Source organism: Pseudomonas cerasi, from assembly GCF_027983475.1.
In the GTDB taxonomy this organism is placed as follows: domain Bacteria; phylum Pseudomonadota; class Gammaproteobacteria; order Pseudomonadales; family Pseudomonadaceae; genus Aquipseudomonas; species Aquipseudomonas cerasi.
On record NZ_JAQJVM010000002.1, the window covers coordinates 80,117 to 103,054 of the forward strand.

Sequence of the window (22,938 nt, forward strand, 5' to 3'; positions counted from 1 at the left end):
TGAGGAGCTTGTAAAGGCCACGCTATATATAGTGGCTACAAGGTGAGGTCAAGCACAGCCTGTTGTGCAATCGCCTCTCACGTTCGGGAAAACAGGCTGGGTTCAGCCTCAATCAGAGCAAAGCGCGGGACGTGCTCGCCGTCAACCTCGACCGACTCCAGAAACATGCTCAAGGGACGTACCCACATGCCGAAATCGCCGTACAAAGCCTGATAGAACACGACTTCCTCTTCGGTTTCGGAATGTTTTGCAACGCTGAAAACCCGGTAGTGCGGGCCCTTGTAATGGCGATAGAGCCCTGGCTGCAATTGCATGTCGCGGTCCTCTTGTAACACGTCCAGAAAATTTGCCTGAAACCATTTTTCCAAAAAACAAAAGCCGGGGCACCAAGCCCCGGCTCGCATCACACTCAGGAATCAGACGCGTTCGAAAACGGTCGCGATGCCCTGACCCAGACCAATACACATGGTCGACACACCGAAGGTGCCGCCATTTTGCTTCATGACATTGAGCAAAGTGCCGGAGATGCGTGCACCGGAACACCCGAAAGGATGCCCCAGAGCGATGGCGCCGCCGTGCAGGTTAACCTTCTCGTTCATCTTGTCGAGCACTTTCAAATCTTTCAACACCGGCAAGGCCTGTGCAGCGAAGGCTTCGTTGAGCTCGAAGAAGTCGATATCGGCAATACTCAGACCAGCGCGCTTGAGCGCTTTCTGAGTGGCCGGAACCGGACCATAACCCATGATTGCGGGGTCGACACCGGCCACCGCCATCGAACGAATCACCGCCATCGGCTGGATGCCGAGGTCCTGGGCACGCTGGGCCGACATGACGATCATGCACGACGCACCGTCGGTGATCTGCGAAGACGTACCGGCAGTCACGGTGCCACCTTTTGGATTGAAGGCAGGCTTGAGTGCCGCCAGACTTTCCAGGGTGGTGTCCGGACGAATAGTCTCATCGTAGTCGAAGACCTTGAGGAAACCGCTCTCGTCATAGCCCTGCATCGGGATGATCTCGTCCTTGAACTTGCCTTCCAGCGTTGCCTTGTGCGCCAGCTGGTGGGAACGCAGGCCGAAAGCGTCCTGCTGCTCGCGGGTGATGCCGTGCATTTTCCCGAGCATTTCAGCGGTCAGGCCCATCATGCCGGAGGCCTTGGCGGCGTGCAGGGACATGTGCGGGTTCGGGTCGACGCCATGCATCATGCTGACATGCCCCATGTGCTCGACACCGCCGATGACGAACACGTCACCGTTGTTGGTCATGATTGCCTGAGCAGCCGTGTGCAGCGCGCTCATGGACGAACCACAAAGACGGCTGACCGTCTGGGCGGCCGAGGTGTGCGGGATCTGGGTCAGCAATGACGCCATGCGCGCAATGTTCCAGCCCTGCTCCAGGGTCTGGTTGACGCAGCCCCAGATCACATCCTCGACTTCGGCCGGATCGACCTTGTTGTTGCGCTCGAGCAACTTGCTGATCAGGTGCGCGGACATATCTTCAGCGCGGGTGTTGCGGTGCATGCCGCCCTTGGAGCGGCCCATCGGGGTGCGACCGAAGTCGACAATCACGACGTCTCTTGGATTAAGGCTCATTGGTTCATTCCTCGGAAGACGCTTGACCGAAGAAGCTCTGGCCATTGGCGGCCATCTCACGCAGCTTCGCGGTCGGTTGATACAGGGCACCCAGTTCGGCGTATTGGTCAGCCAGGGCAACGAATTCGGCAACACCGATGGAATCGATGTAGCGCAGCGCGCCGCCACGGAACGGAGGGAAACCGATACCGTAGATCAGGCCCATGTCAGCCTCGGCAGCGGTTTCGACAATGCCGTCTTCCAGGCAGCGGACCGTTTCCAGGCACAGCGGGATCATCATCCAGTTGACGATGTCTTCATCGCTGACCTCGCGTTGTTCGTAGACAATCGGCTTGAGCACGTCCAGCACCGCCGGGTCATTGACCTTCTTGGGCTTGCCCTTCTTGTCGGTCTCGTACGCGTAGAAACCCTTGCCGTTCTTCTGCCCGAGGCGCTTGGCATCGTACAGAGCGTCGATCGCAGAGCGGCGATCGTCCTTCATGCGATCAGGGAAGCCTTCGGCCATGACATCACGCCCGTGGTGTCCGGTGTCGATACCGACCACGTCCATCAGATAGGCAGGCCCCATCGGCCAGCCGAATTTCTCCATGATCTTGTCGATGCGCACAAAATCCACGCCTGCACTGACCAGTCTGGCGAAACCACCGAAATACGGGAACAGCACGCGGTTCACCAGGAAGCCCGGGCAGTCGTTGACCACGATCGGGTTCTTGCCCATTTTCTTGGCGTAGGCAACGGTCGTGGCGACCGCTTCTTCACTGGATTTCTCGCCACGGATCACTTCCACCAGCGGCATCATGTGCACAGGGTTGAAGAAGTGCATGCCGACGAAGTTTTCCGGGCGCTTGAGGGCCTGGGCCAGCAGGCTGATCGAGATGGTCGAGGTGTTGGACGCCAGAATGGTGTTTTCACCCACATTGGCTTCGACTTCGGCCAGTACCGCCTGCTTGACCTTGGGATTCTCGACGACTGCTTCGACGACCAGATCGACGTTACCGAAATCGCCGTAGGACAGCGTAGGACGAATGGCGTTAAGCGCTTCGGCCATCTTCGCAGCGGTCAGACGACCTTTCTCCAGACGACCGCCAAGCAGTTTGGACGCTTCGTTCAGACCCAGTTGAATGGCTTCTTCGCGAATATCCTTCATCAGGATCGGCGTGCCTTTGACTGCCGACTGATAGGCAATACCGCCGCCCATGATCCCGGCGCCCAGTACGGCAGCCTGTTTCACGTCCTTGGCGATTTTGTCGTAACCCTTGGCTTTCTTTTTCAGCTCCTGATCGTTCAGGAACAGGCCGATCAGGCTCTGCGCAGCAGCAGTCTTGGCCATTTTCACGAAACCGGCAGCTTCGATCTCCAGCGCCTTGTCACGACCGAAGTTGGCGGCTTTCTGGATGGTCTTGATGGCTTCTACCGGGGCCGGATAGTTCGGGCCGGCCTGACCTGCGACAAAGCCTTTTGCGGTTTCGAATGCCATCATCTGCTCGATGGCATTGAGCTTGAGCTTGTCCAGCTTCGGCTGACGCTTGGCCTTGTAATCGAACTCGCCGGAAATGGCGCGCTGGATCAAATCAAGGGCAGCAGCCTGCAGCTTGTCTGGCGCAACCACCGCGTCCACGGCACCAACCTTGAGCGCATCTTCTGCGGCGTTTTCCTTGCCCGAGGCGATCCACTCGATCGCGTTGTCAGCGCCGATAATGCGTGGCAGACGCACGGTGCCGCCAAAACCCGGGTACAGGCCGAGCTTGACCTCGGGCAGACCGACGCGAGCGCTGCTGGAGATGACTCGATAATCTGCGGCCAGGCACATTTCCAGACCGCCGCCCAGCGCAATACCGTTGATTGCGACGACAGTCGGCACGTTCAGGTCTTCGAAATCACTGAAAATCCTGTTCGCTTCCAGATTGCCAGCGACCAGTTCAGCTTCCGGCAACTTGAAGTTGTCGACGAATTCGGTGATATCGGCGCCGACAATGAATGAATCTTTGCCACTGGTGACGATCACGCCCTTGACCGATGCGTCGGCCTTGAGCGCGTCGACTGCCTGGCGGAACTCATTGAGGGTGAGACGGTTGAACTTGTTGACGGACTCACCCTTGAGGTCGAAATTCAATTCGACGATGCCACTTTCAAGAGCCTTAACCGTGATGGCTTTACCTTCGTAAATCATCAACTGATCTCCACAATATGGAAGCTGAACAATACCCGCCGGACCTCAATGTCCGACGGGGCTACGACGTCGCCGTCGATGAACACGCCAAATCACACGCTTACCGCCGCGACGTGGTAGTCGGGATTCTGTGAGAGCCCTCTGACGACCAAACGCTCATTTCATACGCCCGTTTGATTTGGGTACGCACACCATCAGGCATAACCACAAGATTGTCAATTCGACAAAACGCCTGAAAATTCGCGTTTTAACAGGAACATGCCGAGGCCCCATAATGCCCGCTGCAACCTAAGATCTTCCATCATTCGCGGTAATGATAGTGCTCACTTGAATGCCCTGCAGTTGCTGGACGCGGAGCGCGGTAATAAGCCGCCACGCCAGGGACGACGGGCCTCTGCATGACAATAATCGCGATGCGTGACAATCGATAAGCGCGGGGAAAATCAGCCAGGAACGCACCGCACGAGGGCACATGCAAAAAATATTTGCAGGAATCGCGACAAAAAGGAGCAAAAGGTCTAGAGTCGCAGCACTGCGCCACAAGAGGCTCGCAATGCAGCTGATTTGCGGGTGCGCAACAGCGAAAGCCGACATGGCAGCGAAAGCCTGTCGGCACGCGACGAATTATCGGCCTGCCTGGCCAACCCCGGCCCGATGTTGTTATCGGGCTTTTTAATGCCTGCGATTCAGGGTCAGGCCAGCGCCCTGAGCACCGCATCAATACGCTGTAACACTTCTGCCTCGCCCCGCTCGGCCCAGTACACCGCAATCAGTTGCCCATCAGCCTCGACCTTGTAGGCATCCACGGGCAACGTTTGCAGGTGGGGCAGCAGCCTCGCGTCCTCGCAAGGCTCGCGCCAGCGGTTAAGCCATACGCCCGGTTCGCTTTGCCAGTACACCCAGGTATCTGCATGCGAGCCCAGACGCGGACGATGGTACTGCGCGCAAGGGCTGGGCGGCTCTTTGCTCAGCCAGTGCGGCCACTCCTGCGGGGTCAGTTGCATACCCATGCCCAGCCGCCGCGCCTGCATGCGCAACGCCATCCTGCCGCTTTGCTGGCGCGAGGGACGTAACCACACCAGCGGACTCAGCATTACACCAATGATTGACAGGACTATCCAGACCGTCATATTTCTTGCCCCCAGCCGATTTCAGGCTCTTTACAACATTCTTGAAAACAATGACTTGCACGGGGGCCTGCCCAGATGCGAACGAAAGAGCCATACTCCCATCATTGCAATTCTCCCGGAGGACACCCTCATGCCATACAAACACGTTCTGGTTGCCATCGACCTCACCGATGAGTGTGAATCGGTCATCCACCGCGCCAGCATGCTGGCAAAAGACAGCGGCGCGAAGCTGTCGATCGTGCACATCGTCGAACCCATGGCAATGGCCTTTGGCGGTGATGTACCCATGGACCTGTCGCAGTTGCAGCAGCAGCAATTCGACCAGGCCAAGGAAAAACTCAAGAAAGTACAGGACTCGCTCAAGCTAAGATTCCCGCTGCTCAACGAAGGCGAAAGCCATCTTGTGTATGGCCAGCCGCGTCAGGAAATCCATCAACTGGCCAAGAACAAGGGTTGCGACGTAATCGTTGTCGGCAGCCACGGCCGCCATGGCCTGGCCCTGCTGCTAGGCTCGACCACCAACGACGTCGTGCATGGCGCGCCCTGTGACGTACTGGCCGTACGCCTCAACAAACAGGAAGACAAGAAGCCTGAATAATCCCGGGCCCGCTATAGCAAAAAGCCCGGTGACCCGGGCTTTTCCTGCAACCTGAGACGCGCCGGACGATCACTCGTCCAGTTCGGCCCAACGCTCCAGCAGCTTGTCCAGTTCGGCCTGCAGGTTTTCCAGCTGCGCCAGCACGGCTGCAGTCTGCTCGGACGAGCGCTGGTAGAAGCCCGGCTCGGCCATTTCCGCGTTCAGCGCGGCCATCTTGCCTTCGACTTCATCGATCTGCGCAGGCAACGCCTCCAGCTCACGCTGAAGCTTGTAGCTGAGCTTCTTCTTCGCCACCGGCATGTCCTGAGCGGCAACCGGTGCGGCCTGCACCACAGCGCTGGCCAGCTCGGCCTTGCCCGACTTGGTGTCGGCGACGCCCAGCAGACGCGGTGACCCGCCCTGACGCAGCCAGTCCTGATAACCACCCACGTACTCGCGAACCTTGCCTTCGCCTTCGAACACCAGCGTACTGGTGACGACGTTGTCGAGGAATGCCCGGTCGTGACTGACCATCAGCACAGTGCCTTTGAAGGTCAGCAGAACCTCTTCGAGCAGCTCCAGGGTTTCGACGTCCAGGTCGTTGGTGGGTTCGTCGAGCACCAGCAGGTTGGCTGGCTTGCTGAACAGCTTGGCCAGCAACAGACGGGCACGCTCGCCACCGGAAAGCGCCTTGACCGGCGTGCGGGCACGCTGCGGGCTGAACAGGAAGTCGCCGAGGTAGCTCAGCACATGACGGCTCTGGCCATCGATATCGATGAAATCACGTCCCTCGGCAACGTTGTCGATTACGGTCTTTTCCAGATCGAGCTGGTGACGCAACTGGTCGAAATAGGCCACATCCAGACGCGTACCGACTTCAACCTTGCCTGCGGTTGGCTGCAGGTTGTCGAGCATCAGCTTGAGCAGCGTGGTCTTGCCGGTACCGTTGGCGCCGAGCAGACCGATACGGTCCTCGCGCTGCAGGACCATGGAGAAATCCTTGATCAGGGTCGGCCCGCCCGGATGGGCGAAGCTGACGTTATCGAGCACCATGACCTGCTTGCCGGACTTCTCGGCAGTGTCGAGCTGAATGTTGGCCTTGCCGGTACGCTCACGACGCTCGCTGCGCTCTACGCGCAGCTCCTTGAGCGCACGCACGCGACCTTCGTTACGGGTGCGACGAGCCTTGATGCCCTGGCGGATCCAGACTTCTTCCTGGGCCAGACGCTTGTCGAACAGCGCGTTGGCGGTTTCTTCGGCAGCCAGCGCAGCTTCCTTGTGGACCAGAAAACTGGCGTAGTCGCCATCCCAGTCGATCAGGCCGCCGCGGTCCAGCTCAAGGATGCGGGTCGCAAGGTTTTGCAGGAATGCCCGGTCGTGCGTGATGAACAGCACTGCACCCTGGAAATCCTTGAGGGCTTCTTCAAGCCAGGCGATGGCGCCGATATCCAGGTGGTTGGTCGGCTCGTCGAGCAACAGCAGGTCCGGCTCGGACACCAACGCCTGGGCCAGCAGAACACGGCGACGCCAGCCACCGGACAGTTCGGCCAGGGTCTTGTCGGCAGGCAACTGCAAGCGGCTGAGAGTGCTCTCGACCAACTGCTGCAGGCGCCAGCCATCACGGGCTTCGAGGTCCTGCTGAACATGCATCAGCTTGTTCAGGTCTTCCTCGGTGACGCAGTTCTGCGCCAGGTGGTGGTACTCGGCCAGCAAGGCACCGACGCCATCCAGACCTTCGGCCACCACGTCGAACACAGTCCGTCCGTCGGCTACCGGCAATTCCTGGGGCAATTCGCCGATCTTGAGGCCGGGCGCGCGCCAGACAGCCCCGTCATCAGGCTTCTGAACGCCTTTTACCAGCTTCAACATGCTGGATTTGCCTGTGCCGTTACGGCCGATGATGCACACCCGCTCGCCACGGGCGATCTGCCAGGACACCTTGTCCAATAACGGCATGGCGCCGAAAGCAAGGGACACATCGCTGAATTTGAGCAGGGTCATGAGCTTCTCCAAAAACCGGGCGCGCATTCTACCTGAGATAGCAGGCAGATGTCGGCATTCATGGCACCGCTGCGCGCCTCGACAAGACTTTATGACCGCCAATTATTTCCATATGAGACAAGCTCGTCGGCAATGCTTTCACCAAGAGCTGGCAAAAGGCTAAGCTAGCAATACTTTTCACCGACTCATCTGCTCGGAAGTCTCATGCGCAGTCGTTTGTTCAGCTTTTTATCGTGCCTGCTCCTCTCCGCCACCGCCGTCCAGACTGCTCATGCGGTAGACCTCAACCAACAACGCAAGTATTACGACGAAGCAAAGCGCGCACTGGCCAAGGGCGATTCCGGCCCCTACCAGATGTACGCCACAGCCCTGGCCGACTATCCGCTGGAGCCTTACCTCGAATACGACGAACTGACGGCGCGCCTGAAAACGGCAAGCAATCCCGAAATCGAGAAGTTCCTTGCCGAGCACGGCGACCTGCCGCAAGCCAACTGGATGAAGCTGCGCTGGTTGCGCTGGCTGGCCGAGCGTGGCGACTGGCAAACCTTCGTCAAGTATTACGACCCGAAGATGAAGTTCGTCGAGCTGGACTGCCTGTACGGGCAGTACCAATTGAACAACAACAAACGCGCCGAAGGCTTCGCCAGTGCTGAAAAGCTCTGGATGACCGGCAAGACATTACCCGCCGCCTGTGACGGTTTCTTTGCCCAGTGGGCGGCCGCCGGCCAGCTGACCGAACAGAAGCGCTGGCAGCGCGCCAAGCTGGCGGCGCAGACGCGTAATTACAGTCTGGCCAGCACGCTGGTGGACAGCCTCAACTCGCTGGCACCGCAAGGACGCCTGCTACTGGCTGTCGCGCAGAAACCGGAGATGGTCAACAACCCGTCGCAATTTGCCCCGGTAGACGAAGCGATGTCCGACGTGGTCGGTCTCGGCCTGCGTCGGCTCGCCAAGCAGGACCCGCAGAAAGCCCTGTCGATGCTCGATGGCTACGCCGTGACCATGCATTTCTCCCGCGAAGAGCAGGTCGAAATTGCCAAGGAAATCGGCCTGACCCTGGCGCGTCGTTATGACGACCGCGCACTGGAGGTCATGACCAAATATGACCCCGAGTTGCGTGACGACACCGTGACCGAATGGCGCCTGCGCCTGTTGCTGCGCCTGGGTCGCTGGGAAGACGCCTATGAGCTCGCGCGCCGGCTGCCCAAGGATCTGGCGGCGACCAATCGCTGGCGTTACTGGGAAGCCCGCTCTCTGGAACTGGCGCAACCCAACAGCCCGCTGATTGCTGCGCTGTACAAGGATGTCGCCAAGGAGCGTGACTTCTACGGCTTTCTGGCTGCCGATCGCACCCAGAGCCCATACCAGCTCAACAATAAGCCGCTGGTGCTGAGCCAGGCGCTGATCAACAAGGTACGCAACACGCCGGGCGTGCGTCGCGCACTGGAGTTTCATGATCGCGGCGAGATCGTCAACGGTCGGCGCGAGTGGTATCACGTGAGCCGCCTGTTCAATCGTGACGAGATGGTTGCCCAGGCCAAGCTGGCCTACGACATGCAGTGGTATTTCCCGGCAATCCGCACCATCAGCCAGGCGCAATACTGGGACGATCTGGATATTCGCTTCCCGATGGCGCACCGCGACACGCTGGTACGCGAAGCCAAGGTGCGCGGCCTGCATTCGAGCTGGGTGTTCGCCATCACGCGTCAGGAAAGCGCCTTCATGGATGATGCCCGCTCGGGCGTCGGTGCCAGCGGGCTGATGCAATTGATGCCTGCCACCGCCAAGGAGACCGCGCGCAAGTACAGCATCCCGCTGGCCTCGCCTCAGCAGGTGCTCGACCCGGACACCAACATCCAGTTGGGCGCCGCCTACCTGAGCTCGGTGCATGCGCAGTTCAACGGCAACCGGGTGCTCGCCTCAGCCGCCTACAACGCTGGCCCGGGGCGCGTGCGCCAATGGCTTAAAGGTGCCAATCATCTGGCCTTCGATGTCTGGGTAGAGAGCATTCCGTTCGATGAAACCCGTCAGTACGTGCAAAACGTATTGTCGTACTCGGTGATCTACGGCCAGAAGCTCAACTCGCCGCAGCCTCTGGTGGACTGGCACGAACGGTTTTTCGACGACCAGTGACCGGTGTCGGCAGGAGTGCCGCGCACAGCACTCCTGCCGGACAATAGCGCTGCCCGCCCCTACTCCAGCACTTCGACGGACATGCCCACTTCAAGCTCGCCCACCCCCTCGTTGACCACGTTCTGACCGAACAGCACGTTGCCTTCAACTTCCCGATAAGTCTTGAGCGTGGCAAACGGTTCGCGATCTGCACTGCGCTCGCCGGTTGCCGGGTCGACAGTGGTCAGGATGCAGCGTGCGCAAGGCGTGAGCAACTGGAACTCGATGTCGCCGATACGGATGCGTTTCCAGCCATCCTCGGCAAAGGCCTCGGCCCCTTCGATCACCAGATTGGGTCTGAAACGCAGCATTTCCATCGGCCTGCCCATGCGCGCTGACAGGTCATCGAGCGATCCCTGGCCGATCAGCAGCAATGGAAAACCATCGGCAAAGCTCACCCGGTCGTTGACCGTCTGGTAGCCGCCAGGGATCCAGCGCGCACGCTCCGCTGGCAGGTAGACCATGCGCGTGGGCTTGCCGATAAACCGGCTGACCCATTCGCCGGCCTCATCACCCGCATCCGGAACCTGCAGCGAGTCACGCCAGACGGTCACGCCACGCAAATTAGAGTCGATATCCAGCGGAATCGCGACGTCCAGAGGCTCGAAGCCAGGTGCCGAAAGGGTTACACCACCGCTGGTGTTCCACAATACCGACAGTCGGGACATGTGCGGCAGGGCGCGCTGAGTGAAGAATCGGCCATTACTGGCGTCGACCAGCATCCAGCGTCGATCGCCCGCCAACCCCAACGCATCGAACGAGGCGCGCTGCATCGGCTCGGCCTTGCAGGATTTGAGGGGGAAACGATAGAGCGAGCTGAGACGTAACATGTGCGCCGATTCCTTTGGGGCTGGATAAGCTTTGATGCAGACAGCAAAGCTTATCCGAAGCCGGAGCCGGCAGCACTCGCGATGAAGAATCGAGCGCGGTGTCAGACAATCATCAAAAGACGTTCGCGCACGACCTCGACCAGCTTGTCGGGCTGGAACTTGGAGAGGAAGTTGTCACAGCCGACCTTCTTGACCATCGATTCGTTGAAGCTGCCGGACAACGAAGTATGCAGGACGATGTACAGACCGCGCAGGCGTGCATCGTTGCGAATCTCAGTGGTCAGACGGTAGCCGTCCATTTCCGGCATTTCCGCATCGGTGAACACCATCAGCAGCTTCTCGTGCACGTTCTCGCCTGCGTCCGCCCAGGCCTTGAGCATGTTCAGCGCCTTGAGGCCGTCGCTGGCGACGTGCAGCTTGAGGCCTAACTGAGACAGCGTATCGCGCAACTGCGCCAGCGCGACCTTGGAATCGTCGACCAGCAACACTTCCCGACCACGGGCATTTTCCAGCACCGGATCTTCGAGCTTCTCGCGGGATACCTTGGCGTTGTAAGGCACGATCTCGGCGAGCACTTTTTCAACGTCGATGATCTCTACGAGTTGATCATCGACCTTGCTGATGGCGGTCAGGTAATGCTGACGACCTGCGCTGACCGGCGGTGGCATGATTGCATCCCAGTTCATGTTGACGATACGGTCGACACCGCCAACAAGAAAAGCCTGAACCGACCGGTTGTATTCGGTGACGATGATTGTGCTGCCCGGACCCGGTACCAGTGGGCGCATGCCGATGGCCTGGGAGAGGTCGATCACCGGAAGGGTCTGGCCGCGCAGGTTGACCACACCACACACGAACGAATGGCGTTGCGGCATGAGGGTCAGCTTGGGTAGCTGCAATACTTCCTGGACCTTGAACACGTTGATCGCAAACAACTGCCGACCGGCAAGGCGAAACATGAGGATTTCCAGGCGATTCTCGCCCACCAGTTGTGTGCGCTGATCTACTGTGTCGAGAATGCCTGCCATTATTAGCTCCTGAAGCGATGGTCGCGTTGATTCTGTTGAGCCTGTATCGGCTGAAATCAGCCGGACCTTAATGGCGATGAACGGCCACTCTCAAGCATTGATGTCATTTTACCATCATGCTTTACTGATGTCGCTTTCAAGACACACAAATACAGCTTCAAACCCGCGCCGAAAATGCCTCGGCGCCTCTTTGCGCCCAGAGCAAAATCATATATCCGCAAAAAGTCAATCAGGGATAACCTGATATGATCGACATCTAATTGCCACTATTGTGACGGCATTCTCACTACATGAATGGCGTTCGATTTGTGTCCGCGTCCCAATCCCTGCAATCGAGTGGCGCTGGCGACATTCAGAAACGTCCTACATACTTTTGTTTGAAATCGACATTAACTGTCAGCCATTCGCCGCGGGCGGAAGTTCGCTATCCATGATCAGTGGAGACAAAGGATGCTGAGCCACAACGATTGGCAGCACAAGCACGACCAGTTCCTGAGCCTGTCTCAGGCACTTTTGCACAAGTCGGAAGAATGTCTTTCGCATCTGGAGCTGATCCCCAACGACGAGGACGCTACCGGCTGCCTGCTGACAACCCTGCGCAAGCTCGCGCAGGAGGCAGAGGCCGTTCCTGTGCCGTGCATTGCCGATTTTTCCCGCCAGCTGTGCCAGTTGTTGAAAACCGGCAGTCAGACCAACGAGCTTTCCCAGGAAGCCCTGCTGGCCGTCAAGAACTGCCTGACGCTGATGTATTGGCAAGTCGAGCTTCTCGATCCGCTGACCGGCGAATTGACGATGGACGACCACGAACAGCTCGAACTGCTGGAAAAACTGGCCAGCGCCTCCGCGCAATCGGCCTTGCCGAAAGATGCAACCCGCCAATAACGCTCGATCACGCCCGCCGTTGAGAATCGTATCGCGATGTCATTGAGGCAGCGTTGTCACGCCAGCATTTTCCGTTCATTGTCTTTACTGCTGTTGACATCGTCTTCACGTATGACCAGAGACTGCACACGCGCTTGAGCGGTCCCATTTGCACAAGAAATCACAATGACCTGCAATCTGTTATTGGTCGACGACCACTCCCTTATCAGAGCCGGCGTGCGAGCGCTGGTTGCAGACATGCCCGGATACACCATCGTGGGCGAAACGGCTGACGGCGCGCAATTGGCAAGCCTTGCGCAGCAGCTCAGGCCCGACATCATTCTGCTCGACATCTGCATGAAAAGTGTCGACGGCCTGGATGCACTCGAGCACCTGCTGCAGGTGCTACCGCACTGCAAGGTATTGATCCTGTCGATGCAGAATGATCCGGACATGATCATGCGTGCGCTCGACATCGGCGCGCATGGTTATCTGCTCAAGGACACTACGGCTGCGGAACTCGAACAGGCACTCGGGGCGCTGCTCAGCAACGAGCGCTACCTGAGCCCGGCCATTGCTCAGATGGTCATCGAGTGCGCATTGCGCGGTACACCCTCGGACCGGGCTCAGGCGGCGAAGGAGCGTTATCGCCTGACCGCTCGCCAACTTGAAATCCTGCGCCTGATCGTGCGCGGCAAGTCCACACGCGAGATTGCCGATGGCCTGGGACTCAGCGTCAAGACCATCGAGACTCACCGTGCCCAGGTCATGAAGCGCCTGCAGATATTCGACGTGGCCGGGTTGGTGCTGTTCTGCGTTCGCGAACGGATTATCAGTCTGGACGATTGAGCTCAGGTGCGCCGCTCAGTACCGGCGAATCGGTTGGCAGGTGCACCTGAAGTGCCCCCGGCCGGGCCTCGAAACGCAGGTACTCGCCCGACAGCGGCTCACCGTCCAGATTGATATCCAGGCCCTGGGCGGACTTGAGTTCTACCCACGGCAAACGCGCTCGAACGAACATATTGTCGATGCCCAGCCCGCCTTCCAGAAGACTCCTCAGCGTGCCGACCACTTCCTGAGGCGCCGGCAGGATACTGATGTCGAGCAGACCGTCATCGGCCAGCGCGGTCGGGCACAGCTCGTGTCCACCGCCCGCCTGCCGACCATTGCCGATACCCAGTGCAAGCAGGTCGCCGCGCCAGTGAAAATCCGGCCCGGTGAGTTCGCCGTGGGCCGCATGCAGCTCGCTGAATCGGGTCAGGCCGGTAAACAGGTAGGCAGCGCCACCCAGCACCTTCTTCAGGTCTTCGGACGTGCTGGCCGTGACCTGGCTGCCAAACCCACCGGTCGCCATATTGAGGAACAGCTTGCCGCCGACCTCACCCAGATCGACGGCACGCGGAGCCACGTCCATCAGTTGCAGGGCCCTGGAGACTTCCAGAGGCACGCCAGCCGCACGGGCAAAATCGTTGGCAGTCCCCAGCGGCAGAATAGTCAGGCTGGCCTTGGTTTCGGCCATTGCCAAGGCTTCGGCGATATCGCGCAAGGTGCCGTCGCCACCACCTGCGACGATATGCCGATGACCGGCGGCCAGGGCCTCGCCGACCAGGCGCTGGGCATCGCCGGCTTCCCAGGTCAGTCGCACGTCCAGTTCCCAACCCTGCTTGCGCTTGTCTGCCACCGCGTCACGCACGTCTTCGTTGAGTGCCTGTTTACCGTGAAGAATGAGCATTGCCCTGCGTTGTGTCATGACACCTCCTCTGCCGAACCCTACGAATTGAAACCTGCGAGCGACGCTCTTGGTGTAATCGGCGCCCGCATACATTTCGCACGACGCATGACTCTGACCCCGGGCAGCCGGAAAAAGCCCATCCGTTGCGGAAATTTTTTTCACCTCTGCAACAGCTCGCTTGCCCCCGCAGGTACTGGGGAGAACCTCGCAACGGGCTGTCCGGATCAACGCCTGCGTCAGGGCTGAAGCACTTTTGTCCTGTCACTATTCGTTTCATGAGCTTTACTGACAGCAGTACCCTCACTTGAGGGAAATTTCCTTCACAAATGATTGAAAAGGCTTAAATAAAATCCGGTAAGGGACGACATATATAAAGTGATATTCACAAAAGACGGTCCGGATTCCTCATCAGCACGACCTGTAACTGGCTACGCTTGGACACAGTCCCCGTAGAAACACCTCTCGGGTCTTACAAAAAATAGAAATACGTCCTGGGTCAGCAGAATTCAGGCGCACACAGGGAGTAAGGGATTTCCATGAGGTTGCAGCCCGTCGACAGCCTTTCGCTGACCCGCACCAGCCTGGTCGAATACTTTCTTTTCGGCATCCGCCTGGCTCACGGCATCGCCTGCATACTGCCGGGCCTTGTGATCATTCTGCTGATCAAGGATGGCGGAGCGGAAACACAGCAGGGTTACCTGACCATGCTGCTGTTTTTCGGCTTTGTCGGGGTGCTGGTGTTCCAGGCCATGGGGGTCTATTCCGAAGCACTGTTCAGCAACGATCTGCGCATGGGCGCGATGGCGCTGGCCTGGACGGCCGCCTTCGGACTGTTGCTGTTCATGCAGCAGGCAATGGGCCTGTTCGGCTACCTCCCGCCGGAAGAACTGCTGATCTGGTACCTGACCAGCCTTGCGCTGTTCGGCATCATTCGCCTGCTGCTGCTGATGCTGTTCAAACGTCAGATGCGCAAGGGCGTGTTCCTGCAGCACGCCGTGATTCTTGGCGCGACGGAGAATGGCCAGCGCCTCGCCGAATACCTGCTTGAACATCAGGACATTCGTTCGGGGGTGACCGGCTTTATCGACGACCGTATCGGGCGCATGCCCAAGACCGTAGCCAACCTGCCACTGCTGGGCAATACCAGCGATCTGGAGCGGCTGATCCGCGAAGAGAAAGTGACCCAAGTGCTGGTCGCCCTGCCCTGGACAGCGGAAAACCGCATGGACTACATCATCCGCGAACTGCGCAGGCTACCGGTCAACGTATTGCTGGTGCCGGACATGATCGCCTTTCGGCACACCCACAACCGCATCACCGAAGTCGCCCGGCTGCCGATGTTCAATGCCTCGGATCTGCCGCTCAGTGGCTGGTCGCCGTTCATTAAACGCGCTGAAGACATCGTGCTGTCATCGCTGGCGCTTCTGGCGCTATCACCCTTGATGCTGCTGGTCGCGCTGGCGATCAAGCTCGATTCGCCAGGACCGGTGTTTTTCCGTCAGAAGCGCTACGGGTACAACAATCGCCTGATCGAAGTGTTCAAGTTCCGCTCCATGCATCAGCACCAGGCCGATGCAACGGCCGAACGGCAAACCACCCGCGGTGACGCCAGAATAACGCGGGTCGGTCGCTTCATTCGCAAAACCAGCCTGGATGAACTGCCACAGCTGTTCAACGTGGTGGCGGGCAGCATGTCGATGGTCGGACCGCGTCCGCACGCCACGGCGACCAAGGCAGCCGGGATTCTGTTCGAGCAGGCGGTGAAGGAATACACCTCGCGGCACCGCGTCAAACCAGGCATTACCGGACTGGCGCAGATCAACGGCTATCGGGGCGAAACCGACACCGTTGAAAAAATCGAAAAACGCGTCGAGTTCGACCTTGAGTACATAGAAAACTGGTCCGTCTGGTTCGACCTCTACATCCTTATGCGCACTGTGCCTGCAGTGCTATTCACCCGTGAGGCTTACTGATGAGCACGCTCATTCCCTGCATCATTGCCGGCGGCTCCGGCACCCGTCTTTGGCCGGTTTCCCGTGAAGCGATGCCCAAGCCGTTCATGCGCCTGCCAGACGGCCAAAGCCTGCTGCAGAAGACCTTTCTGCGTGCGGTCGGTCTGCCCGGCGTCGAGCGTCTGCTGACCGTCACCAACCGGGAAGTGTATTTCCGCACGGTGGACGACTACCGCCAGTTGAACAAAGGCAATGCACGTCTGGATTTCATCCTCGAACCCTTCGGTCGTAATACAGCAGCTGCCGTTGCCGCCGCGGCATTGCACGTCAGCCAACTGTATGGCGACGAAGCGCAACTGCTGGTGTTGCCTGCCGATCACCTGATCACCGACGTGGCGGAATTCTCCAGAGCAGTGAGCGCTGCACAGAAGCTGGCCGCAGAGGGCTGGCTGGTGACGTTCGGCATCCTGCCGACCGCGCCGGAAACCGGTTTCGGCTACATCGAGAAAGGCCCGGCACTCAATGCCGACGCCTGTCAGGTCGCCCGTTTTGTCGAAAAACCCGACGCGATCACCGCCCAAGGCTATCTGGACAGTGGTCAGCATTTCTGGAATGCCGGCATGTTCTGCATGCGCGCCGACGCCGTGCTGCGCGAGCTGCGCACACATGCGCCGGACGTCCTGAGCGCCGTCAGCGCGTGCCTGGAATCCAGCCCGCGCAAGGAAGGCAACCGTGAGCTGCAAGTCGAGCTGGACAGTGAGTCGTTTGCCCTGACACCGGACATTTCCATCGATTACGCGCTGATGGAACGCTCCGACAAAGTCGCCGTGGTGCCCTGCCAGCTTGGCTGGAGTGATATCGGCTCGTGGCAGGCGGTGCGTGAACTGTCTCCCGGCGATGCTCAAGGCAACTACTGCAATGGCGAAACCGTGCTGCACGACGTCAGCAACTGCTACATCGACTCTCCCAAACGTCTGGTAGGCGCTATCGGCCTCGACAATCTGATCATCATCGACACCCCCGACGCTTTGCTGATCGCCGACGGTCGCCGCAGTCAGGACGTCAAGATCATCGCTCAGGAGCTCAAGCGTCAGGGCCATGATGCCTACCGCCTGCACCGCACAGTCACACGCCCCTGGGGCACTTATACCGTCCTCGAAGAGGGCAAGCGCTTCAAGATCAAGCGCATCGTGGTTCGCCCGCAGGCGTCACTGTCGTTGCAGATGCACCATCACCGCAGCGAACACTGGATCGTGGTCAGCGGCATGGCCCGCGTCACCAACGGCGAGCGCGAGTTCATGCTGGATACCAACGAATCGACCTTCATCAAGCCGGGCCACACGCATCGTCTGGTCAACCCTGGCGTCATCGATCTGGTGATGATCGAGGTGCAGAGCGGCGAGTACCTGGGCGAGGACGACATCGTACGTTTTACCGACATTTATGGACGTGTACCCGACAAGGCCGTGAAGAGCTGATCGGCGCAGCAGCAAGCGCCGCTTGATTCACGCGGCACGCAATTGACAGCACCCGGAACACGCATGACCCGCCAACATGAATTTATTACCCGCAAGGGAGCCGTATTTGTGCATGACAGGAGCTCAGGACCAATGAAAAGCATGATGCTGATCGCCAGCTTATTGCTGTTAAGTGCGTGCAATACCCCTTCCAGGGTGGGCCTGCCCGATGACCGTGCGCAAATCGAGGCCGGTCAGGCGGCGGGGCGCGCGCTGGCAGGCAAGCCGCTGCCACCGGAGCGGATCCGCCCCGGCGACACGCTGCGCATCGTGCGCAACAGTGGCGAGGCGCCGTCGATTTCGGCGTTCACCGCCAACTCCATCTATGAACTGACCCTGTTTCAGGTGCTCAACGACGGCACCTTTTCCTACCCTTACATCGGCACCGTCAAGGCCGCAGGCCTGACCCTCCAGCAACTCAACGACCTGCTGGAAAGCAAGCTGCAGAACGTCTACCGAGAGACCGCGCTGACCATCAACATTTCCCAGTCACCGGGCAATACCGTGTTTGTCGGCGGCGCGGTGCGCAACTCGGTCACTTTGCCGGTCAACGTCGCTACCAACCTTGACCAGGCGATTGTCGGCGCTGGCGGCGTGGCGCTTGACGCCGATGCCGGTCAGGTCGCCTTGCTGCGTCAGGAAGAAAACGGCCTCTACAAGACTTACTTCTTCGATTACAGCAAGTTTCTCTGGGCCGGCGGCGCCGGTGGCCCCAGCGCACCTGTCCTGTTGAAACGCGGCGATATCGTGTTCGTTCCCAAATCGTCGGTCGGCAACAAGGTTGACGGCGTGTCCCTGTATTTCAACCAGTTGATCCCCTTCGCGAAGTCGATCGGCCTGGGCATGAATTACGAGCTGCGCAACAACAATTAATTGTCAGGGAAACAGACATGATCAACATCCGCTCATTCCGCGACCTGCTGCGCCTGCTCTTCATCTTCCAGCGCGAAGTCAGGATTACCGTGCTGGCGACCTTCGTCATCATTCTTCTGGGCGCGTTTCTGCTCCCCAACCGCTATGAGTCCACCGCCCTGCTGCTGGTCAAGCCGGGCCGCGACAGCAGCACGGTGCCGATCGAGTTGTCTGATCGTCAGGCCATTGTGATTCCGAGCGGTCTGCGCGATCCGCTGCTCGACGAGGAGCGCATGCTCAGCGGGCGGCCGATCATGCGTGCAGTGTCCGAGAAATACCTCGCCGAACTGTCCATGGTGCCACCTGAAACCGGCGTTCTGGCCTCGGTGAAGAACGGCATCAAGACCGTAGTCGGAGCGCTCGTCAACGGCGTGCGCAACGTTCTGCAGTTCATCGGGCTGGTGGAAAACCGCTCTCAGGTCGAACGTCTGGCCGAGGATCTGGAGAAAAACTTCAAGGTCAGCCATGAACCGGGCTCGTCGGTGATGGAGTTGAGATTTACCTGGAACGACCCGGAAATCGCGCAGACCGTACTCAAGACCTGGATCACCGAGTACCAGACGCAGCGCACCAAAACGCTGGGCCGTGTCAGCCTGTACGCGTTTTACGAAGGGGAAGTGAAGACGACCGGTGCGAACATCATCGAGTACAAGAAGCAAATTCAGAACTACCTGAACCAGTTGAGCGCGGTCAGTATTTCCCAGCGTCTGGCCGACACTTCGCAGGGGCTCAACGATCTGCGCACCGAGCGCAACAACACCACCCGCTCGATTGCCTCGACCAAGGCAGGTCTGGACCTGCTGAAAAAACAACTGGCAGAACAACCCAAGACCGTCTCTGCAGGCCGTGAACTGGCCCTCAACCCCAATCGTCAGGACCTTCAGAACCGCATCAACGGCAAGGAAGTCGAGCGCCAGGAAATGCTTCGCTCGTTCAAGGAAGAGGCGCCACCGATTCGGGCCGTCAACGAGGAAATCAATAACCTCAAAAAACTGCTCAAGGAACAGGACGCCACCGTGCAGCGTTCCGAAAGCATCACGCCCAACCCCATCTACAACCGCATGCAGAATGTGTATGCCGACCAGCAGACCAGCTACGCGCGCTTGCAAACCCAACTTGCCCAACAGAATGCGCAGATTGCCCAGCTGGAAAGCGACCGCCAGCAGGCGCTGAATCTGGAACCGGAACTGTCGCGCCTGCAGAACGAACTCGATGCAGCGGAGAAAAGCTATGCGCTGTACAAGGACAGCCTGGAAAAATCGCGTATCGACCGTGAGCTCGACAACAGCCAGATCAGCAATATCGCGACCGTCGAGGACGCGACTTTCAACCCCAGCCGTGTATTCCCGAAAAGCCTGCTGATGCTGTTTCTGGCATTCCCGCTGAGTATTGTGGTCGGTGCCGTGGCGCTGTACTTCTTCTACCTGCTGGACCAGCGCATTCACGACGGCGACAAGATCGAGAGCAGCTTCGGTGTTCCGGTCTGGACCAGCCTCCCCGACCTGGAACGTGCTCAGGAACGCAGTGCAGCGTTCACCTCGAATCTGCATCGGGTGTACGGCATTCTGCCGCTTGATCAGGTAGAAGAGCGCGGATTGACCATCGGTTTTACCTCGGTCAAGTACGGAGCTGGCGTATCGTTCGTGATCGCGCGGTTAAGCGCGCTGCTGATCGAACAGGGCCATCGGGTGCGTACCGAGGGCCGCGGCCCGGCCAGTCCTGGCGAAATCGTGCTGATCAATGCGTCGGCGCTTTCGGCGAATCAGGACGCCTTCGTGCTCTTGCGCAAGGCTGACCTGATCGTGCTGGTGGTTCGCGCCCAGGACACCACCGTGCCAATGCTGGAAGACACGCTCAACAACCTCAACACCGCGTTCAAGAAAGTCGACGGTATCATCATCAACCGTCGGCGCTTCGAAGTGCCTGAAAAGGTCCTGAATTTCCTCAAGCGGATCGGGAGCCGAGGCTGATGCGAATAGCGTTGCTTGCGCCGCTGCCGCCCGAACAGAACGGCATCGCCGATTACGCCGGACATCTGCGGCATGCGCTTGAAGGCCTGGGTCTGCAGGTCAGTACACCGCTGCAGGGTGTTGGCAACGATCCCCGCGCTGCACAACAGCGGGTGGCCGAAACCGACTGGAGCGGCATCGATCTGGTCCACGCCGAACTGGGCGGCGGTCGACTGGCGGAGTTTCAAGCCCTGCGCGCATTGCGTCGGCGTTTCCCGAGGCTGCCGTTGACCGCGACCGTGCACGATCCCGAGCGCCTGGTCTGGCGACGCGAAAAACTGCCGTGGCCATTATCGATGGTCAGCGGCATGCGCTCGCCGCTGCCGGAAATCGCCACAGTACTGGCCGATCCGCTGTGCCTGCATGAAGAACGGCAGCTGGCGCGGCACATGACCCGGCTGGTGACCCTGACCCAGGCAGGCAGTCAGAGCCTGCGCCAGCGCATGGGGCTGACGGCAGCGCAGATGGCCGTCATCAATCACGGCAACCTCGACATCGCCCCCATGCCGTTACCGCCGTTGAATCCCTTGCGTCTGTTGTATTTCGGTTTCATTTATCGCGGCAAGGGTATCGAGGACCTGCTCGATGCACTGTCCAGCGTATTCACCGCCCAGCCTGCGCTGCGCTCGACCGTACGCCTGACCCTGGCCGGCGGCAGCGAGCCGGAAATGGCCTTTGGCCCGTCCGGCAGTTATCTGGAACAACTACGACTGCGCATCCGCCAACTGGGTCTTGTCGATCTGATCGACTGGCAACTGGACCTGCCTGCCGAACAGATTGCGCAGGTGATCCAGGCCCACCACGTGATGGTTCTGCCCTATCGCGAGTCGAGCAAACTGAAGATTCTCGGCAAGCTGCGCGGCACCAGTGGCGCGCTGTCCTGGGCGGTAGCCTGCGGACGTGGCGTGATCACTTCGGATGCGCGCTCGTTTGCCGAAGAAGTCTCGCATGGCAACGGCATGATCTACCCGCAAGGCGATGTCGACGGGCTGGCGCAAGCCCTCGCCCGCGCCTGCGCAACACCGGAGCTGGTCAGGCAGTGGGCCGACAACGCCGCGCAGATGGGCAAGGCCCGGGTCTGGAGCCATACCGCAGAACATTTTCAGGATGTATTTCGCCAGGCTTGCCAGGAGAAGTGACATGCAGCGTCCATCCAGATTCGGGCAACTCGTCACCAGCATACTGCTCGGCGCAGCAATGAGCTGCGCCGCCCAGGCGGCAACGGTCCTCAAGGCGCCTCGCGAGGTGGTCTGGGCAGACTTTCTGGGCGTCAACGTACAGTTTCAGTACTTCGCCCCGGACATCTACCAACAGCAGATGAGCCGTCTGGACGAACTGGGCCTGAACTGGGTTAGGCTGACCATTCACTGGCCGGTGATCGAGCCGCAAAAGGACCGCTACGCCCTGACCGAGCTGGACGCCGCCATGACCGCGATCAAGGCGCACAATTACAACACCCTGGCGTACCTGGTCGGGTCAGCGCCTTTCGCCAGCAGCGCGCCGGCCGATGCAAAGAGCCGCGATCAATACCCCCCGACGGATTTCAACGTGTTCGCCGCACGCATGACCGCCCTGGCCCAGCGCTATCCGCAGGTCAACAACTGGCAGGTCTGGAACGAGCCGAACATCGTCTGGCTGCCCAAAGAGGATCCGGCTGCCTATGGCCGCTTGCTGACCACCACTGCCAATGCGATCCGCGCCGTCCTGCCGAACAAGACGATTGTCACGTCAGGCATGGCTTACTACAGTCAGATGCATAGCACCTCTGGCTACATGCTGCAGACGCTGCTCGATAATGGCCTGGGCCAGCAGAATATCGTCGCGGCCTATCACCCCTACTCCGAGTACCCGGAAGGCGATTCCATACCGGATCGCGATTTTCTGGTGCGTGCCAATGCCATGAACCAGTTGTTGCACAGCAATGGCGTCAAGCAGGTGTGGGCCACTGAATGGGGCTGGTCGAGCTATGCAGGCCCGGTGGAGATGCAGCACCTGATTGGCACCTCCGGCCAGGCTGACTACACCCTGCGGCGTCTGGCGCTGATGAGCGCCATGGATTTCCAGCGCATCTTCCTGTTCAACCTCAGCGATCTGGACGAGCGCGCCTCGGCCCGCGATCAGGGTTACGGGCTGCTTGACCTGCAAGCCAGTCCCAAACCGGCCTACACCGCGCTGCAGAACTTTCTGAAAATCACCGGGCCACGTCTGCTGCCCGCCGAACCACCCGCCGTAAGCAGCGTACCGGACGACCTGTATGCCATACCATGGACGCGCGCGGATGGCTCGCACTTGCTGATGTTCTGGAGTGCGGCGGGCACATCGCTGACTTTCCCGGCTATCACCGATGCGGTGGTCCACGACCCATTGACCGGTAGCCGCACCCCGTTGTCCGGCAGCCAGGGGATCACCCTGCTGCTGAAGCCGACTCTGCAAATTCTGGAATGGAAGCCCTGAG

Annotated in this window: 18 protein-coding genes; 10 read left to right on the forward strand and 8 right to left on the reverse strand. The window is 59.5% G+C overall.

The annotated features are described in order from the left end of the window. Window positions 1–77: 77 nt before the first annotated feature. The 4 genes from PI739_RS09480 to PI739_RS09495 form a co-directional block, all read right to left on the reverse strand. Window positions 78–314 carry a DUF1653 domain-containing protein gene (locus PI739_RS09480; protein ID WP_003370499.1) on the reverse strand — a complete coding sequence of 79 codons (237 nt, stop codon included), beginning with the start codon at window positions 312–314 and terminating at the stop codon, window positions 78–80. 102 nt (window positions 315–416) lie between these two features. Next, window positions 417–1,592 carry an acetyl-CoA C-acyltransferase FadA gene (fadA, locus tag PI739_RS09485; protein WP_054081619.1) on the reverse strand — a complete coding sequence of 392 codons (1,176 nt, stop codon included), beginning with the start codon at window positions 1,590–1,592 and terminating at the stop codon, window positions 417–419. A gap of 4 nt (window positions 1,593–1,596) precedes the next feature. Then, window positions 1,597–3,762, reverse strand: coding sequence for a fatty acid oxidation complex subunit alpha FadB (fadB, locus tag PI739_RS09490; protein ID WP_054081618.1), 2,166 nt, complete (start codon window positions 3,760–3,762; stop codon window positions 1,597–1,599). A gap of 692 nt (window positions 3,763–4,454) precedes the next feature. Then, window positions 4,455–4,892, reverse strand: coding sequence for a hypothetical protein (locus tag PI739_RS09495; RefSeq protein WP_032609932.1), 438 nt, complete (start codon window positions 4,890–4,892; stop codon window positions 4,455–4,457). A gap of 130 nt (window positions 4,893–5,022) precedes the next feature. Here PI739_RS09495 and PI739_RS09500 point away from each other — a divergent pair, with 130 nt between their 5' ends. Next, on the forward strand, window positions 5,023–5,490 hold the full coding sequence (locus PI739_RS09500; RefSeq protein WP_003370492.1) for a universal stress protein: 468 nt from the start codon (window positions 5,023–5,025) through the stop codon (window positions 5,488–5,490). A 69-nt stretch (window positions 5,491–5,559) separates the two neighbouring features. Here PI739_RS09500 and PI739_RS09505 read toward each other — a convergent pair whose 3' ends face one another. Continuing rightward, on the reverse strand, window positions 5,560–7,470 hold the full coding sequence (locus tag PI739_RS09505; RefSeq protein ID WP_003436344.1) for an ATP-binding cassette domain-containing protein: 1,911 nt from the start codon (window positions 7,468–7,470) through the stop codon (window positions 5,560–5,562). Window positions 7,471–7,674: 204 nt separating this feature from the next. On the opposite strand from PI739_RS09505, the gene PI739_RS09510 reads away from it, so the two are divergent. Continuing rightward, window positions 7,675–9,603, forward strand: a complete 1,929-nt coding sequence (locus tag PI739_RS09510) for a transglycosylase SLT domain-containing protein (RefSeq protein ID WP_003370486.1) — start codon at window positions 7,675–7,677, stop codon at window positions 9,601–9,603. Between the two features lie 59 nt (window positions 9,604–9,662). On the opposite strand, the gene PI739_RS09515 is transcribed toward PI739_RS09510, so the two are convergent. After that, on the reverse strand, window positions 9,663–10,472 hold the full coding sequence (locus PI739_RS09515; protein WP_058416952.1) for an MOSC domain-containing protein: 810 nt from the start codon (window positions 10,470–10,472) through the stop codon (window positions 9,663–9,665). A 101-nt stretch (window positions 10,473–10,573) separates the two neighbouring features. Continuing rightward, the gene (locus PI739_RS09520; RefSeq protein ID WP_003315817.1) at window positions 10,574–11,500 is read right to left on the reverse strand and encodes a chemotaxis protein CheV; all 927 of its coding nucleotides are present in this window, start codon (window positions 11,498–11,500) and stop codon (window positions 10,574–10,576) included. 450 nt (window positions 11,501–11,950) lie between these two features. On the opposite strand from PI739_RS09520, the gene PI739_RS09525 reads away from it, so the two are divergent. Further along, entirely contained in the window at window positions 11,951–12,382 is a 432-nt protein-coding gene (locus tag PI739_RS09525; protein ID WP_003370480.1) for a hypothetical protein, read from the forward strand. Between the two features lie 165 nt (window positions 12,383–12,547). After that, entirely contained in the window at window positions 12,548–13,210 is a 663-nt protein-coding gene (locus PI739_RS09530) for a response regulator (RefSeq protein WP_054081617.1), read from the forward strand. On the opposite strand, the gene yegS is transcribed toward PI739_RS09530, so the two are convergent. Next, entirely contained in the window at window positions 13,194–14,111 is a 918-nt protein-coding gene (yegS, locus tag PI739_RS09535) for a lipid kinase YegS (RefSeq protein WP_003436337.1), read from the reverse strand. The genes PI739_RS09530 and yegS overlap by 17 nt on opposite strands. Before the next feature lie 518 nt (window positions 14,112–14,629). Here yegS and PI739_RS09540 point away from each other — a divergent pair. From PI739_RS09540 to PI739_RS09565, 6 genes are all read left to right on the forward strand, one after another. Then, complete coding sequence (locus PI739_RS09540) at window positions 14,630–16,066, forward strand: undecaprenyl-phosphate glucose phosphotransferase (RefSeq protein WP_003370475.1); 1,437 nt, start codon at window positions 14,630–14,632, stop codon at window positions 16,064–16,066. Continuing rightward, window positions 16,066–17,523 (forward strand): mannose-1-phosphate guanylyltransferase/mannose-6-phosphate isomerase, encoded by a 1,458-nt coding sequence (locus PI739_RS09545; RefSeq protein ID WP_003436334.1) that lies wholly within the window; start codon window positions 16,066–16,068, stop codon window positions 17,521–17,523. The genes PI739_RS09540 and PI739_RS09545 overlap by 1 nt, the downstream gene beginning before the upstream one ends. Window positions 17,524–17,655: 132 nt before the next feature. Continuing rightward, window positions 17,656–18,435: a polysaccharide biosynthesis/export family protein gene (locus tag PI739_RS09550; protein ID WP_003370469.1), complete on the forward strand. Its 780-nt coding sequence runs from the start codon at window positions 17,656–17,658 to the stop codon at window positions 18,433–18,435. A gap of 17 nt (window positions 18,436–18,452) precedes the next feature. Then, window positions 18,453–20,444 (forward strand): GumC family protein, encoded by a 1,992-nt coding sequence (locus PI739_RS09555; RefSeq protein ID WP_054081616.1) that lies wholly within the window; start codon window positions 18,453–18,455, stop codon window positions 20,442–20,444. Then, window positions 20,444–21,622, forward strand: coding sequence for a glycosyltransferase (locus PI739_RS09560; protein ID WP_003370466.1), 1,179 nt, complete (start codon window positions 20,444–20,446; stop codon window positions 21,620–21,622). Before PI739_RS09555 ends, PI739_RS09560 begins: the two co-directional genes overlap by 1 nt. A gap of 1 nt (window position 21,623) precedes the next feature. Beyond that, a complete protein-coding gene (locus PI739_RS09565; RefSeq protein ID WP_003370465.1) occupies window positions 21,624–22,937 on the forward strand; it encodes a cellulase family glycosylhydrolase in 1,314 nt (437 codons plus the stop codon). The last annotated feature ends 1 nt before the right edge of the window (window position 22,938 follow it).